This is a genomic window from Comamonas sp. C24C (genome assembly GCF_053345995.1).
In genome coordinates this window covers 52,392-68,645 of the sequence record NZ_JBKFBC010000002.1, presented here as the reverse complement: position 1 = coordinate 68,645, position 16,254 = coordinate 52,392, and the positions used below count along the sequence as shown (strand labels likewise).

12 protein-coding genes and 1 pseudogene are annotated in these 16,254 nt (G+C 57.3%); 7 read left to right on the top strand and 6 right to left on the bottom strand.

Annotated features, from left to right (window positions below):
- Positions 1–52: 52 nt before the first annotated feature.
- The 3 genes and pseudogenes from ACLBXN_RS04050 to ACLBXN_RS04040 all read right to left on the bottom strand — a co-directional run bounded on the left by ACLBXN_RS04050 (position 53) and on the right by ACLBXN_RS04040 (position 2,704).
- Entirely contained in the window at positions 53–1,090 is a 1,038-nt protein-coding gene (locus tag ACLBXN_RS04050; protein WP_447611235.1) for an aliphatic amidase, read from the bottom strand.
- 401 nt (positions 1,091–1,491) lie between these two features.
- Positions 1,492–2,403 (bottom strand): annotated as a pseudogene (locus tag ACLBXN_RS04045) (IS5 family transposase).
- A gap of 118 nt (positions 2,404–2,521) precedes the next feature.
- Positions 2,522–2,704 (bottom strand): hypothetical protein, encoded by a 183-nt coding sequence (locus tag ACLBXN_RS04040; protein ID WP_447611600.1) that lies wholly within the window; start codon positions 2,702–2,704, stop codon positions 2,522–2,524.
- 1,156 nt (positions 2,705–3,860) lie between these two features.
- Between ACLBXN_RS04040 and ACLBXN_RS04035 the strand changes: the two genes are divergently transcribed.
- The 3 genes from ACLBXN_RS04035 to ACLBXN_RS04025 all read left to right on the top strand — a co-directional run bounded on the left by ACLBXN_RS04035 (position 3,861) and on the right by ACLBXN_RS04025 (position 7,179).
- The gene (locus ACLBXN_RS04035; RefSeq protein ID WP_447611234.1) at positions 3,861–4,853 is read left to right on the top strand and encodes a DUF932 domain-containing protein; all 993 of its coding nucleotides are present in this window, start codon (positions 3,861–3,863) and stop codon (positions 4,851–4,853) included.
- 138 nt (positions 4,854–4,991) lie between these two features.
- On the top strand, positions 4,992–6,050 hold the full coding sequence (locus ACLBXN_RS04030; protein ID WP_447611233.1) for a YqaJ viral recombinase family nuclease: 1,059 nt from the start codon (positions 4,992–4,994) through the stop codon (positions 6,048–6,050).
- Positions 6,051–6,141: 91 nt separating this feature from the next.
- Positions 6,142–7,179: a recombination directionality factor gene (locus ACLBXN_RS04025; RefSeq protein WP_447611232.1), complete on the top strand. Its 1,038-nt coding sequence runs from the start codon at positions 6,142–6,144 to the stop codon at positions 7,177–7,179.
- 38 nt (positions 7,180–7,217) lie between these two features.
- On the opposite strand, the gene ACLBXN_RS04020 is transcribed toward ACLBXN_RS04025, so the two are convergent.
- The gene (locus tag ACLBXN_RS04020; protein WP_120970428.1) at positions 7,218–7,550 is read right to left on the bottom strand and encodes a helix-turn-helix transcriptional regulator; all 333 of its coding nucleotides are present in this window, start codon (positions 7,548–7,550) and stop codon (positions 7,218–7,220) included.
- 325 nt (positions 7,551–7,875) lie between these two features.
- On the opposite strand from ACLBXN_RS04020, the gene ACLBXN_RS04015 reads away from it, so the two are divergent.
- The 3 genes from ACLBXN_RS04015 to ACLBXN_RS04005 all read left to right on the top strand — a co-directional run bounded on the left by ACLBXN_RS04015 (position 7,876) and on the right by ACLBXN_RS04005 (position 12,235).
- Positions 7,876–9,183 carry a hypothetical protein gene (locus ACLBXN_RS04015; RefSeq protein ID WP_447611231.1) on the top strand — a complete coding sequence of 436 codons (1,308 nt, stop codon included), beginning with the start codon at positions 7,876–7,878 and terminating at the stop codon, positions 9,181–9,183.
- A gap of 218 nt (positions 9,184–9,401) precedes the next feature.
- On the top strand, positions 9,402–10,172 hold the full coding sequence (locus ACLBXN_RS04010) for an oxidoreductase (RefSeq protein WP_447611230.1): 771 nt from the start codon (positions 9,402–9,404) through the stop codon (positions 10,170–10,172).
- A 266-nt stretch (positions 10,173–10,438) separates the two neighbouring features.
- A complete protein-coding gene (locus ACLBXN_RS04005) occupies positions 10,439–12,235 on the top strand; it encodes a hypothetical protein (protein WP_447611229.1) in 1,797 nt (598 codons plus the stop codon).
- A 153-nt stretch (positions 12,236–12,388) separates the two neighbouring features.
- On the opposite strand, the gene ACLBXN_RS04000 is transcribed toward ACLBXN_RS04005, so the two are convergent.
- Both ACLBXN_RS04000 and ACLBXN_RS03995 read right to left on the bottom strand, forming a co-directional pair.
- Positions 12,389–13,747 carry an ImmA/IrrE family metallo-endopeptidase gene (locus ACLBXN_RS04000; protein WP_447611228.1) on the bottom strand — a complete coding sequence of 453 codons (1,359 nt, stop codon included), beginning with the start codon at positions 13,745–13,747 and terminating at the stop codon, positions 12,389–12,391.
- Between the two features lie 458 nt (positions 13,748–14,205).
- A complete protein-coding gene (locus ACLBXN_RS03995) occupies positions 14,206–15,135 on the bottom strand; it encodes a hypothetical protein (RefSeq protein WP_447611227.1) in 930 nt (309 codons plus the stop codon).
- A gap of 411 nt (positions 15,136–15,546) precedes the next feature.
- On the opposite strand from ACLBXN_RS03995, the gene ACLBXN_RS03990 reads away from it, so the two are divergent.
- Positions 15,547–16,173 carry a hypothetical protein gene (locus tag ACLBXN_RS03990; RefSeq protein WP_447611226.1) on the top strand — a complete coding sequence of 209 codons (627 nt, stop codon included), beginning with the start codon at positions 15,547–15,549 and terminating at the stop codon, positions 16,171–16,173.
- The last annotated feature ends 81 nt before the right edge of the window (positions 16,174–16,254 follow it).

Below are 16,254 nucleotides of genomic sequence, written 5' to 3'. Positions count from 1 at the left end.
ATTGCCTTCCGCTCGGAAGCACCAGGAGAGGCAAGACACTGTGCAGCTTGCGTTAGTGATGCTTCGGTGCTTCGTGTGGAGTGCCTTCAATGGGGCATTCCGGCGTGCCCACTGTGGTACGAGTGAAAGACTCAACCATCTCCCGTGTGCCTTCTGGGTCGCTGACCCACTTGCTGTAGAAGTTGTACGGGCAGGTTGCAACGCCTTTATCGCCATCGCCTGAGTTGATCGTTCCCGTGTAGCCCCGATGCACCAGCTTGAACAGATGGTTTTGGGATTGGCCGTTCTTTCGTGCGTCGCGAATCAGTGATTTGGAGAGCTCCGCGTATTGAATGCCCATTTCTTCCTCACCGGTTTCGCCCAGTGTTCGTCCATCAAAGCCAATGAGAGCGGAGTGCCCAAAGTACGAATACACACCATCAAAACCTGCAGCATTCGCAACAGCCACATAAGAGTTGTTCATAAAAGCCATGGCCTTGGAGACCATAATTTGCTGCTCCTTGGCTGGGTACATATAGCCTTGGCAACGAATGATCAGCTCTGCGCCACGCATAGCGCAATCACGCCAAATTTCCGGATAGTTGCCGTCATCACAGATGATGAGACTGATCTTCATCCCCTTCGGGCCTTCGCTCACATAGGTGCAGTCACCCGGATACCAGCCTTCCACAGGCACCCAAGGCATGATCTTGCGGTACTTCTGCACGATCTCTCCCTTGTTGTTCATAAGAACGAGCGTGTTGTACGGTGCCTTATTTGGATGCTCTTCATGGCGCTCTCCTGTGAGGGAGAAAACACCCCAAACATTCGCCCGAAGGCAGGCATCAGCAAAAATCTCTGTTTCCTCACCAGGAATGGCCGATGCGGTGTCATACATCTCCTTAGAGTCATACATGATCCCGTGCGTCGAATACTCAGGAAAGATAACCAAATCCATCCCTGGCAAGCCCTTCTTCATACCGACCAACATGTCTGCAATTTTTCTGCAGTTGTCCAGTACTTCCGCCTTGGTATGCAAACGCGGCATCTTGTAGTTGACTACCGCTACGCCAACGCAATCATTGCTACTGGAAATGTCTCCGTGTCTCATACCGATGCTCCTGAGTGACGTGAAAAGTTCTCAAAAATGGATCCGACCTTCAATCCGTTTTGCAGATGTATTTCCGTTAGACAAAGCTCCGCCAGCAGGCCGCATGCCCGTGAAAAATCACACGCTGGTCTAGACGCAAAAACAAAAAAGCCCGAATCGACTCAAAAATGAATCGATTCGGGCTCTATTGCCTGACATCTGCGCTGGCAACCTTGGCAGCTGATGTCGAATGTCTGAAATGAAATCTGCACGACGACTGATCGCCGTATTTTTTATTTTCGCGTCGAAGCTTTAATTTTGTGTACAGCGCAATCACGCATTGCAATGGAACGCTATGGGTGCTAGCGCTTGGTGACGCTGGTGCATAATCCGGCATAAGCCTCCCCTTACCCCAGGCGCAGTTATGCCTCGCGCACAGTCTCAGGCGTTCCCAGGCTGGTATACCTGTTGAGGATGGATGCACGGACCTGTAGCTCCGTGACCTGCTGATCGAAGTCTCCGGCCGTCACCCGCTCACCCAGCCGCTTGAAGCAGCCCATCTTGGTTTCCACCAGGCTGCGGCGGTGGTAACCGCTCCATTTCTTCCAGATCGTGCGCCCGAGCTTGCGCGTCGTTCTCAGGATCTCGTTGTGGGCCTGTGCCCCCGCTCTGGCATCGGTCCATAGCTTCGCATTGCGGCGAGTCGGGATGATCGCTGCGGCTTGCCGACCGGCGATGGCCTCGTGGCAAGCTTTGGTGTCATAGGCTCCATCTGCACTCACCGAGCACACAGGCTCGTCAGGTGGTATCTGGGCCAGTAGTTCCGGCAGCATGGGCGCATCATCAATGGCATTGTCCGTGATTTCGATGGCACGGATCTCTCTAGTGTTTGTGCGTCAATACCTAGGTGAACCTTGCGCCACTGTCGCCGATAGTCAGCGCCATGCTTCTTGGTTTTCCCCTCCCCTTCGTCCAGCACCTTCACGCCGGTACTATCAATCAGCAGGTGTAGGCCCGTCTTGTTGGGATGTGCGGGGATGGTCACGCTCAAGGTCTTCTGGCGCCAGCACAGGGTGCTGTAGTCAGGTACAGCCCAATCAAGCCTAGCGAGCCGCAAGAGACTCTCAGCAAGGCCTGTGGTTTGTCGCAGCCCTAGACCGAAGATGCACTTGAGCGTCAGGCGGAACTGGATCGCCGCGTCACTGAACACAGCCGACCATCCGGTCCTGCACTCGATGGAGCCTGCCATTGAAGGTCCGCATCAAGCCGCGAGCCCCCGCGTTGTACTCGGTCCAGTTCGTCGTGCGGTACTTCGCCCGCTGTGGCTTACTCATGGGGGAGCCTACCAAGTCGCGGGGTCTCGCATGCATGCCTCAGCCGACTTATGCAACAAGGCCCTCCCTTTCGCCCAGCCAAGGAAATAAATCGCGCTCCAACTGCCGAAGCATGCGTTCATGCATGGCCAGGACTCCAGTGTGAAACCCGCTTCCCATGCCACTCCAAGGCAACCGACTTGAACGTGCTGTCGATACCGTTGGGGTTGACCAGCTTTTCAATTTTGCGAGCTTTGACGGGATCAACGCCGTCCGACTTCTGAAGACGAGCAATATCTCGCGCCTTTAGAGCGGTCGACAAACTTACCTGGGGGTAGCAACCCAAGGCCAGCCGACCTTCTCTACCATCTTTCCGGTATTTCTAGAACCATCTCCGCGAACCACCGGGGCTGACCTCCAGATACAGGCCACCGGCATCGGAAAAGCGCTCTCGCTTGGCACCGGGGAACAGGTCGCATTTCTGCACTGTGCATCGGTCAACATTGGGGGAACAACCTCCCGAAAAAGTAGCCCTCTACAGAGGGAAATGAGGGAACAACGGGGGCCAATCTACCGTTTGGGTCATTCGTCCCCCTCGTGTTCCCCCTGCAGCTTTTGGCAGAGGTTGAATTTCTTTGAACTCAATTGGATACTAATTCATTGATTTTCAGAAAGGAAAATGAGCTGGCGTCAATTGAATTACTATAAATTCTCTTTATCTATATTGATGTTTTTGCTATCAAATTTAAACATCGTTCCCCGGTTTGTTCCCCGGTCATGCCTTCTATACGTTGGACCACCTTTTTTTGAGTAGGCCGTCATCTCGATCTCATGTGAGGATCGACGTCCGCTCAAACATCAACGCCGTCCGCAAGAACCGCAACGAGGTCCGCACCCACATTGTGGCGATCATTCGGCGTTCTGCCCGCTCAGGCTGAGCCATTACATTCAAAAAAATCTCAGACACATATCACTCGCTTGGATCCAACCTAGGATCCTCACCTGACTCACCAAGCCCCTGTGCTCTCTGCGCAGGGGCTTTTTTGTTCCTGAAAGGAGGTCCTGATTGGAACCTTTGATACAGCCGCCTCTCATCTGTCCCTTCTGCCGCAGCGCCGAAGTCATGATCAGAGCCCCTACGCAGAAGACTTATGTCGTGATCGGATGTGTCGTTGGAGCCACCGGCGGCTTCAATGCTGCCCTTCGGGGCCTTCACATTGGAAAGGCGCTTGCTGCGCATGTCGGACCCGTGGGTTTTGCCTTTACGGGTATTGCAGGTGCAGTGATATGTGCTCTTGCCAGCAGTGCTATAGGCGCCGAGCTTGGAGCCAAAGCGGGTAGCAAGGTGGACCAGGCGCTTTTGTGCCGCTACCGCTGCTTGAGCTGCAAGCAAACCTTCTAAACCTCCACTACTCATTCAATTCTTGCACTTCAAAAATTGAATGAGTCTTATTTAATTTATTAAAAGAAATCATCTCATGGCACATCTCATAGAAACCATGGCCTATACCGGCCAGACCCCTTGGCATGAACTGGGCCACGCCCTGCCTGCCAAACACAGCATCGATGTCTGGGCACAAGCCGCTGGCATGGACTGGCGTATCCAGGAAACGCCGGTGCGTTATCTCGCGTCCAATGGTGCGTCGGGTTCTTCCGGGCTGTCCGGCCTTTATGCCGAGCCCAAGGAGTTTCCCGAACAGAAGGTGCTGTACCGCAGCGATACGCAAGCTCCGCTGTCGGTGGTGGGCAGCCGCTACCAGGTGGTACAGCCCCGTGAAGTGCTGGAGTTCTACCGGGATCTGACCGAGGTCGCAGGTTACGAGCTGGAGACGGCCGGGGTGCTCAAGGCCGGGCGCAAGTTCTGGGCCCTGGCCCGCACCGGCAAGTCGGCAGCGCTCAAGGGCAAGGACGTGGTCAACGGCTATTTGCTTTTGGCGACGTCCTGCGATGGGACGCTGGCCACGGTGGCGATGCCGACGACGGTGCGGGTGGTGTGCAACAACACGTTGACCATTGCGCTGCGCGATGGGGTCGGTGCCGTCAAGGTGCCGCACAGCACGGCTTTCGATGCCCAGGCGGTCAAGCGCCAGTTGGGCGTGGCCGTGGGCCAGTGGGACAGCTTCATGTACCACATGAAGACCCTGGCCGAGCGCAAGATCAAGACCCATGAGGCGATGAACTATTTCCTCAAGGTGATCTGCAATACGGACCAGCATTCCGATCCCGCGGTGGGCCTGACCAATGAACGGGCCCTCAAGAAGGTACAGACGCTCTACGAGGGCCACGGCCGTGGTGCCGAGATGCAGGCGGCCAAGGATACGGCCTGGGGCCTGCTGTGCGCCGTCACCGAGTTCGTGGATCACGAGAAACAGGCCCGCAGCCAGGACAACCGCCTGGACAGTGCCTGGTTCGGCCAGGGAGCGGTGATCAAGCAGCGAGCCCTGGACCATGCGCTGCAACTGGTGGCCTGAACCAGTGGCCTGATCGTGCTTGCCCATTGGCTTTCTTGTCCCTCTTTGGACAGTTCTCTTCTCTTCTTTCCTCCACCACAGACCGCTCATTGAAGCGGCTTTTTTATGCCCGCATTTTTGCGGGCCAAGGAGTTTTGTATGTCTTTGCACTTGGTAAGCCCTTCGGGGCCTGCTGCGCCTGCAGTTCGCTCCACCTCCGCTCCATCCCGCACTCCCCGCAAGGGGGCCGCCCTGCGCCTGGTCTCCACCAAGGACCTGGAGCACGAGGATTGGCTGGAGGTGCGCCGAACCGGCATCGGCAGTTCGGATGCCGCAGCGGCCATCGGCCTCAACCCCTACCAGTCCCAACTGGAGTTGTGGATGCAAAAGACCGGCAAGGGCGATCTGTTGCCGGCTGTCGATCCCACGGACGACACCAGCCCCATGTTCTGGGGCACCTTGCTGGAGCCCATCGTGGCAGCCCATTACACCAAGCGCACGGGCCGTAAGGTGCGGCGCGTGAATGCGGTGCTGCAGCACCCCGAGCATCCCTGGATGCTGGCCAATGTGGACCGGGAGGTGATCGGCGCCCCCGATGTGCAGTTGCTCGAATGCAAGACCGCCGGCATCCATGGGGCTCGCCTGTGGCGCGATGGCGTTCCCGAGTATGTGCAGCTCCAGGTCCTGCACCAGCTGGCCGTGACGGGCCAGCGCGCCGCCGATGTGGTGGTGCTGGTGGGCGGTCAGGAATTGCGCATCTTCCGCATCGAGCGGGATGAGGCGCTGATTGCCCGCTTGATTGCGCTGGAGAAGGAATTCTGGGACATGGTCCAAAGCGGTATCGCACCGCCTGGCGATGGATCGGACAGTGCCGAGCAGGCCTTGCGCTGCCTGTATTCCAGCGACACCGGGGAGCAGGTGGATCTGAGCGAGGACCAGGAGCTCAACACTACCTTTGAAGAGTTGCTGCAGGCTCGCTGCGATCTCGATGCAGCGCAAAAACGGGAAGCCCGTTTGCGCCAGCTCATTCAGATGCACATGGGCGAGGCCAGCAAAGCCTTGTTTGCCTGCGGCGGCTCCGTCACCTGGAAGCGCAGCAAGGACGGCCAGGCCTTCAACAGCAGCCAGTTCGTGCAGGAGCACCCGACTCTGGCCCAGCGCTATCTGAGTCCACGTGCTGGGTCACGGCGGTTTTGTGTTTACGAGCCCGAGCAGTGAAACCGCTTGGGACGAAGTCCAGCCCGGTGTCCCCTCTCTCCCCCAGCCCTCCCTGGCCTTGCCCTGGAGGGCTCATTTATTGGAGCATTCCATGATCAAAGGTTTGATGATCACGCCCCCGGTGATCGGCCGCATCGCCATCGGCAAGGTGGTGGAGCGCAATGGCAAGCGCCTGCCCGAGAAGGATGACGAATTCACCATCACCACCCAGGTGCAGGCCCGCGGGCAATGGATCCTGCATCCGCTCGATGAAGCTCTGCGCCAGGCACAGCCCGGCGGCATAAAGGAAGGCACGAAGCCTTCCTTATCTGAGGGTAGTGAAGAAGGTGACAGCGGCCTGCAGCCCGCTTCTGCTCAGCCTTCTCAGCTCACCGGCAAGCGTTCGCTCAAGGAAAAGATGGGCGTGGCCGCCGATACGGAGCAGGCTGCCGATTCCAAAGTCCAGCCTGCAGCAGCAACGGCCACGGCAACTGCTACCACGCCGGCCCGGCGCAAGCTGCGCAGCATCCCGGTGCAGATGCTGTTCAACGATCCCGATCTGAATCTGCGCGCCCACTACACCCTGTTCGACCGTTCCACGGCCCGGCCTCTGTGCGTGGGCGATGGCGAAAGCTGCAAGCGGGTCACCAGCCAGGGACTGGCCTCCATGCCCTGCCCTGGCCCGGATTCCTGCGCCTTCGGCCAGGACGGCTGCAAGCCCTATGGGCGGCTGAATCTGGTGATCGGCGACAGCGATGAGCTGGGCAGCTTTGTGTTCAGGACTACAGGCTTCAACAGCATCCGGACCTTGGCTGCCCGGCTGCAGTACTTCGCTGCGGTGTCGGGCGGGCATCTGGCCGGCATGCCGCTGGAACTCAAGCTTCGGGGCAAGTCCACGACGCAGTCGCATCGCTCGGCGATCTACTACGCGGATCTGATCGTTCGCAGTGGTCTGACGTTGAATGAAGCCATTGCGCAGGCCAAGGAGCTATCAGCACAACGCCAAGCGGCGGGGTTTGATCAGCAGGCCTTGGACGAAGCAGCAAGACAGGGCTATGCGAATGGCAGCCTTGAGGACTCGCCCGAAGAGGCGGAGGTCATTGCCGAGGAATTCTTCCCTGAAGCTCCCTCTGCATCTATCACCAGCTAGTTTGCCGTCACTTCCCAGCAGGCAACTCGCGAGCACCATTAGCGTAGGCGGCTGCGCTTGATTTCTGGTGGCTGCGCCGCATTGGCCCGACGATCGCCGGTCGGAGCCAGCGAGACATCACTCAACGGCTCAAACAGCTCAGCCAACGTCACACCCAGCACATGACAGATGCTGGCCAAGGTTTCGATGGACGGATTGGCAACACCCCGCTCAATCGCGGAGATGTACGTCCTGTCAACCTGCGCCTCAAAGGCCAAGGTTTCCTGGGACTTGTCGGCTGCATGCCGGCATTGCTTCACTCGCCGTCCCAAAGCAATGGAAATAGGCGCAGCCGAGGAAGCCGAAGAAGTGGCGGAGCGCTTGGTGGTCATTGGCGGGCAGGATGCCCATTTGCAGACCAATTAACGACGCTATATAGACGTCAAATTTTGACGAATATAATCATCAAAACAAAAATAAGAAGCCCATCAAAGCTTCAACATCAACAAGGAAGGCTTGGCATCTATCGCTCTCTCCTTTCTTTCCCATTCACCAGTCTCTGCGCCCTCGGCCAAAGCGAGCGACGGGTTACGAAACCTGGTGCCATGCCGTCTTTTGAATGGAGATCCACCCCGCCCATCCATCCTTACTCCGCCCCATGGCCCGCCTCCAGCAGGCTTTCACATTCAAGACACATCCATAAAGAAGAGGGAAACCATGAAGAAGATTTCGAACCAAGGTATGGCTCAGTTGGCTCTGAGCGTTGTCACGGCTGCGGTGCTGACCGCCTGCGGCGGCGGTGGGGGCAGCAGCGAAGCTCCGGCCTCCAACTCGGCCTCGGCCAGCGGCGTGGCGGCCGTGGGCTCGCCCATTGCGGGCGGTGCCGTGACGCTGAAGTGCGCCTCCGGTGCTTCTGCCTCGGCCACGACCGGCACGGACGGCTCCTGGTCGGCCTCGCTCAAGGGCAGTGACTTTCCTTGCGTGATCCGCGTCTCCGGTGGCCAGGCCAATGGCCAAGCCCTGACCACGCCGTTGCATTCCATGGTGGCTGCATCGGGTCTGGCCAATATCACGCCGCTGACGGATTTGATGGTCGGCATCGTGAGCGGACAAAAGCCCGATGCCTGGTTCGACTCGGCCACCAATGGGAGCTTGAGCGGTGCGATCCATGCCGCTTCCCTGGCAACGGCCCAGGACAAGCTCAAGGTGGTTCTGTCCAGCCTGCCGGGCAAGCCGTCCTTGCCGGCGGGCTTCGATCCGCTGACCAGCCAGTTCCATGCGCAAAAGGGCGATGCAGGTGATGATTTGCTGGAGAGCTATGGCGCGGCCCTGACTTCTGCAGGTCTGACGCAGTCGGAAGCGGCTGGCAGCGTGGCGGCAGGCGAGGCTCTGACCCAAGCGGCCTTTGCGGGTACGGCTTTCACGACGCCCAACATGACGATCTTCCGTGCAGGTGCCGCAAAGACCAAGGCCGGCGATTTCGTTCTGTCGATGCCCGATCCCCACCGTGGTCTGCTGACATCGAAGGCGTCCTTGGGCACGGACGGCAATGTGATCCAGGTAGGCCAGCCCTTTGTAGCGGTGACCAGCCTGCTGGGCAATCGCATCGCACAGTACTGCACACAAGGCGCTGGCGCCTTTGGCTCCAACCAGCATGGCCAGTATGCCTATCTCTCGGAGGACTGGACTCCCGTCACCGATACCAGCGAGTTGCACGGCAAGGTGTTCAACGAATACGAGGACTGCAGCCCCACCGGCACCCTGGAATTCCGGGCCGATGACTCCGTGGTGTTCACCGAAAACGGTGGCGTTCCCGATGCGCCCAACTTTGGCTTCTCCAAGGCATTGACCAGCGAAGGGATGGAGGATCCTGCAGAAAACTCCATCACGCATGCCAAGGTCTACAAGTTCACTTTGGACGGCAAGACGACCTATGCCTATGTCGGTGTCTCGACCCAAAAGGGACTGACCACGCCAGTCATCGACGGCAAGGCCAACTACGTGACCATGGGCATTTCTCAATAAGCGTTGCCCGATCAACCTGCCTCTGCCGCCCAGCGGCCTCCTCAAGCGATGCGTTCCATTGGAGCACATCGCTTCTTGCTTTGTAGATCCGAATCCCATGGGCGCAGCCATTAGCCCCGCGGCCCAGCCATCCTGGCACACAGCTCACAGAGCCAAGCAGGCTTGGTACTGCCATGCCTGGCCCTGCCCCACTTCACATTGACCGGAGACCTCTCTCGATGAAAAAGCAACTCCTTCTTTGCACCGCCCTGGCCCTGGCTGGCTGCAACTCTGCCCCCAGTGACAGCGATGTCGAAAAATTCCTGGAGCCCCAGTTCGCCTCTTGCGACAACGTCAAGGTGACGCACGTCAAGAAGACCAATGGCTATGAAGAAGATGGCCGCTACCGTGTCGAGTTCACCTACGACATCGAACTCAAGGACCCCGATACCTTAAAACGCATGCGCCAGACCTATCAGCAGGAGCGCGACCGGGTGAAAGCCTGGGAGGACGCAGGAAAAGCCGATCAGCAACAAATCGCGATGCTCAAGACCGAGATCCTGGCGTTACGCAAGGAGCACAACAGCAGCGCACCCCGCCGAGAGGACTTCAACTTCAACAACCCACCGGGGATGGGATTCCTAGAAGAAGACGCCTATCGGAAAGCACTGGTCCAGTGGGAGAACGAGCATCCGCTGCCGGACAGCCTGCGCCAGAAGATGCAGGCGCTCGATGCGATTGAGCAGGAAGCACGGCAAAAGCAAGAGCGCAACCAGCCCAAGAACACCATCTACAACCAAGTGACGGAAAGCGTCTGGTCCATGTACGTTGCCGGGTGCCCGAATGGAGGCTCCGCGAAGCTCTTATATCCGGCGCTGCTTCAGATCCGCAACGAAGCCGCCAAGGCACAAGACGTCCTGTACTGGCTGCAAGAGCAGCAGCTTCAGATGAAGGGCAAGATCACCATGCGCGAGACCGAGAACGGTTGGCGAGCACTGAGCGAAGGATGATTTACGACAAGCAATGACCCATGCAGTCCGGCGCCTCGTGCGCTGGGCTGCATGTCACATAGCTTTGTTTTTTGCCCTGGAATCGACTTGATTTCTTTGTGCCGGCATCGATGAAGTTGCATTGCCGTCCCTCTCGATAGCACACGGCTGCGTTTCAGCCCACTAATCTCGGAGGACCGCTCATCTTTGTGCAGCCTATGGAGATAGCGGTACAGTTCCCATACAGGCCGGCTCTGGCGGGCTGCCCTAGAACTGCGGGAGGTGACTTGACCGCCAATATCCAAATTGAGCAATCCAACGCATCTCCGGCCGCTGCGCACAAGGCAAGCGGTACGAGAAAGAAACCACGTCAGCAGATGGCCTGGGCCAAAGAAGAGGAAACGGGGGAACTACGGTTCGTTGGCGAGCTGCCGCGCATTCGCACGGGTTTGAAGTGCGGCTGCGTCTGCTATGGCTGTGGGGAGCGTCTGGAAGCCGTGAACGCAGGCAACCCCGAGGCACTCATCACTCCGCATTTCAGGCATAAGGAGCTACCTGATAGCGGAATGTGCAGCCAGGCTGTCTCCAAGATGCTGTTGCAGACCGAGCTTGAGGCCCTCAAGGAAATCTACTTGCCATCCCGCCAGGTTGTCGCGGCCCAGCAGGGGCTCTCTGGCCGAGAGTACAGGGCATCTCGTCTGCGTCCCGCCAGGCATCTCGTGGTAAATGAGGTGGTTATGTCGAGCGACGTGGAGGCGGTCTTGCTCCTACACGATGGCAGCCGGCTCATTGTTCGGCTCTCTGGCAAGCTGGAGGTCTCCGACACCGGCGCACTAATTCCGACCATCCACATACAGAGCGACGACCCCTTGGTCGCGTCGCTTGCTCCTGAGAAGCTGCGCGAACGGCTCTCAGTTCTCATTGGGGAGGGCCTCTGGATGGGCCCTGATATTGACTCTGGACTATCCGAGGAAGCGGCGGCGGAGGCTCGGCAAACTGCGCTCGGTGCCTTGGACTTGGTGCCGGAAGAAGCCGTGCCAGAAATTGGCAGGACACCGGCGCGCGAAACGCTACTGCACTGGACGGCCAAAGAGATACTCCACACAATGGACTACCTTGATGTTCCAGGCATTTGGGTGCCTTGGAAGGACAGCTATTCGCGTTCGGGCCTTATACCGAAGGACTGTGAAGTGGATGCCACCACGCTGGACCTCAAGGACATTCGGCTTGAGACACGTGTTGGCCGGACCCGGCCTGACGTTCTAGCAGAGGCCAAAGGAGACCCCGGCCATATCTGGGATGGATCACTGGCCATTGAAATAACCGTCTCCAACCACATTGACGCCGAGCGGCTGGCTCGCATTGAGGAAGAAAACATCGCCTTCCTTGAAGTGGACCTGTCAGGGGATGACCGTGCAATCAACTACGACTTGCTACGCCGCATTCTCAGTGAGGATTCGGACCGTAAACGCTGGCTGTTCCATCCTGGCACGGCCATCTTGCAACGCCAGGTGCTTAACCGTGTGGAGGGTGGCCTGTTCACTTCGACAGCCAGAGAGTTGGCCGAAAGGTTCGAGAAGCTCTTCGTGCAAAGCTCTAACCACCCCCATCACCGACATCCGGGCACACCCAGGGATCAAGACCTTGATGCACTAGAGAGTGAGTTGCAGCGAGTTGGTCGTGAACTGGAGAAAAGAGGTTACGTCGGCGCTGACGTGATGGAACACCGGGGCATCCTGACTCGGCCACTATGGCGGCTTTTCAGCATGAAGCGCAAAGAGGTTGTGGGGTATCGCGTGGACAGCGTCTGGCAGGTTGTCAACGCCATACTTGGGGACATGAAAAACTCCAGCTCCCGCAAGTTTCATGTTCACTATCACTTGGCTCTGCAGGCTTACAAGCCTCGGCTAGACAGCCCTGAAGCCGCTGCACGTGTAAAGGTCTGGCGGGATGCTGTGGCCAAGGGCTGCCGTCGACCCGAAGACCAGTACTACCCCAACACCCGGTTCAACCTGTTCCTTGGTCTTCTCTTCCCTGAATTACGTGAGGGGTTGCAATGGCGTCCCCGATCTGCGCATGGCTAGCGAAGGTTTTAGCGGCACAAAAAATTGCTGAGCTAGTAGCTCTATAGCGCTTTGAGGGGGTGCTTGCGTCTATCAACACAGAGCGCTCAACTCGCTGGGCTATCTACAAAACCTTGGTCGATTCATTGCATGCCAGCCACGGCTAGGCACTCCTCATTCGAGGTCAGTTTCAAATTCGAAGAGATGATCCAACACTATGCTGGGTGCAACAGCTGTGGTTCTTCGGGCATCGTTGATGAGGCCCATGCCAGCGAGACGGATCGTGACCGCCGCCCTGGATACGCCGAACTGAGTCATCAGTTGGGCTGTCACGCCGTAGTAGTTCTTGAGGTTGCACTCCTGCATGTCGACGAACAACGGACCGAACCCCTTGTTCTGAACGCCTCGAGTCTGAAGTTGCTCGTAGAACGCCTTCCTGAACTTCTCCCTTGGCATTAGCAAGCACGATGCGAAGTAGTTGGCCTGGATCTCCATGCGCTTGAGCGCGGTGCCGTCGTCGTGGATACTCTCAATGCCTTCGTTATCGGCATCGTCGCGCCACTCCGCCTTCAGGTACTTGCCGTGGCCAAGCAGGAGATGGCCGATTTCGTGCGCCAGCGTGAAGCGATTCCTTCCGGAATTCGATCCGGACATCTCGAACAGCTCGATGACCAGCGGCTCGAAGGTTATGCGGGCAAGCGGGTGGCTCGACTCAGCATCGGGCGCCGCGGCCGTGCGAAGCAGTGTCAGGCCCTTTGCCGCAGGGTGACGTACACACAGTAGCTCAAGATCAACCTGTCCAACATCGGCATCAGCGCCAATGCTCGCCAATGCGTCGTGGGCAATCTCTTCGAGCTCGGCGATCGTCAGGTACGGCACCGTATCCGGCCGCTTAGTACGCGGGCGCGGGAGTCTGCGCAAGGGGTCGTTCCTCGCGAGCCGATGAAACACGAGCTCCTCGAAAAAGGTGTTGAGAGAGTTGGTTGCACCATACGGGGACTGCATGTAGAGCTCAAACAGCGAGCTCTTGTAATCGGGAAGTGTGAGACCCGTATAGGCTTCTAGGTCATCGGAAGCAGATTTGCCGACAAAGCTTGCTGACGCAGCTCGTCGAAGCTCCCACTTCAGATCTTGACCGTCGAAGTAGCGGGCGACGCCCATCCCCTGCGACTTGCAGTAGCTCAGCGCGCTGGATTGGAGCGCGTTATTCGAAATGAAGATCCCTTTGGTGTTAGCCTCCCCCACCTGTTCGATCTTGGCAAAAAACTCCTCCACGTCATCGACAGGGACGGCCTTCGCGTAGTTTTTACACTCGACGAGGACGAGCACCGAGTAGTCGGTGGCACCTGGAAAGCTGATCTCTATCGAGATGTCGAAGACGATGTTCGCCCTGCGCTTCTCAGAGTAATACCCCTTGCGATGGGAAATAAGGCAGCATTCCTTCCGGGCGAAGAATCGATCAGCATCGATCTGCGCCTTGAGCAAATTGAAGACCGCGATCTCGAGCGCATCGCCTTTTTGCGTGGTGTTCACGTGAGTCGTTTGTGGTAGTGGTGACGACTATTTTCATGGCAGTTGAGGCCACGATGTTCACGGCCGCCCTCCCGGCGGGGTTGACAGGTATCTGTGATGATAGTCCCCCAGCTGAGGCTGAGGCAGCGCCATCCATTTATGGGTTTGGCGTAGAGGCCGTTGATGCTGTTGCCAGCCTGCTAAGGTCGCTGATTGGGGCACTAGGCCGCTTAGCATGACGCATACTGCACAACCGCCATGCAAGCTCCGTGCTGCCCCCAGAGCAAATGACTGCTTACCGCAGGACAACGCGAATTGGAATGCTGACGAGCAACGGCAGCATCCGCTGCACAGGAAATTGGTTGACGAGGCACGAGCAACAGCCATGGGTCAGTTGCTGCCGTGAGTCAGTTCAACACCATCGGCCAACGCATCGCAGATGCGTGTTCAACGATAGCCAGCTCTCACCATCAGGCCGGTCAACAAACCTTTCCACCTTTGGACCATGCCCTCCTCCTTGCAGGCAAGCGTAGTCGCATGAAGGACAGCTCTTTCACAAAAACTTCGTCCACAAAGCCGTGTAAAGCCATCCAGGCGTTGGTGTTCTTCTTCAATAGCGACCACTCGCCCTCTGGCAAAACCTGAATGCCTGGGGCTTGCATATAACGTCCCCAGTGCCCCTCCAGCACACCCCAAGGCCCCAGTATGAAATCCGCCCATATCAACGAAAGCTGGGAGTGCGAAGTGGCGCGGCCCACCAGCAATTGCCTCACTTCAGGTCCCATCAAGATCACCGTGCAGCGCGGCTCTCCCCAAGTCGTTGCTGAAAGCTTGATCAGATGGCCTTTGATCTCAACAGAGCCCACCTTTTTGAGGTACGCAATGAATGCTGAGGCTTGCTTCAAGGCCTGCAAAAAATTCTCTGGAAATCCGCTGGCCAGTTGGTACCTGGCACGCTTGGCCTCCTGGTGCGCTGCCAGCGCATTGCCTTTGGGCGTGTCCAAGCAAATTTCAAACGCGAAAGCCTCGAGACTGGCGTGGGCAGATCTCAGATCACCCAAATAGCGCTGGAGAGAGATAGACGTTTTGTAGGACTCGTCATAGAGACCTTTATTGCATCTTTTTGCGTCCGATCCGCGAAGCAACCCAATCGTTTCATCCAGGCAGCCTTGCAACCGGACAACATCATCTCGGACAAAGCGATACTGCTCTAGATACAAGTCTGTTTGAGTGCCCTTTATGACCTCAGCCTGCTGAGCGAGCATCTCCTGGAACAAACGAAAGTGAGCACTCTCAACAAAAGACGCTGAACGAAGCGAATCTCTCATCCCGTTCTCAAACATTTTCTGTTCTTGCTTGTACAGATCCAAGCAAAGCAGCAATCGCTCACCAAGGGCTGTGAAATCCATCCGGTCACGTGACTCGTTCCAGCTGAAGTGAGGCCCAGAGATATTGGCAGCTAGCGAAAGATAAGTGTGCACTGCCACTCGTAAAACCTGCCAAGGGTATGAGCTACGCCACCCCCTCCCCAGCGAAAGCGCCCCGCGCTGCGGAGGTCGAAGTAATCGTCCTCCGATGACATGTGGCGGTGCTATTGAACGAGTGAACACCAGTCCGACAGCACGTTCAGCACGTTCAACTGCTTCTAAATAATCCATTTCTCAGCATGCCTCATCACAGACCAACTGGTGCCCTTTCCAGCCTGGCTGAGTTGCTTGACGGCTGTTTGGGTTCGAAACATGTACGCGCATGTAACATTAAAGCTGTTTGCAGATACAAAGGGGCCAGCACCCTGCTCACGAGATCTCAGAAAGACACCCATGGAACAGACAGCATTGCATCCAGCCCGCACCGTTTTCAGCAAAGAGGACGAGCAGCAATACCAGCAGCTAGCAGCCCGTTACATCGATGGCAAGACTGATGCAGCCCAAGAAGCTGAGTTCCAGCAGCTGCGCCAAAAAAAGATGGCTGCGCGTGCCGAACGAGAGCGGTGCATTGTGCAACTGATGAAAGACATCATGGAGCAAGAGATCTCGTTTGCGGAGCTAACCCAAGCCGGCCTTAGGGTGCCAGCGATTACCGATCTGTACTCCGACAGCGAAATTCTGAAAGCCGCCAAGGCCCTTGGCTTCACCCCTTCGGTAAAGGCTGTAGAGGCCTCTCAGCCCAAAACACCAGGCAAGAAACGGGAAGTCAAAGGCTATATCAGGAGCATCAACAATCCTGACGAAACAAGGGTCTGGCGATCAGGTGCTCCGAGCTTTCTAAAAGAAGAAGGCTGCTTGGCTGCATACGATCGAGGTCAGTCGATCGACCAGTGGCTTGTAGACCCCAAAGATGAGCAGAGCAAGATCAAGTTGCTTCAAAAGCTAGCAAAGAAGCAGGGAAAAGAACCCAATGAAGAGCAACTTGGAGACATCACTGCTGAGGCCTATGCAAAAGGGTGAGACAACGGCCAGCAGCTAGGCGGTCGCTTCGCTGTTGTAGGTAGTGTTGTATTTCCAAACGGCAGCAGTCAGTTGCTCGAA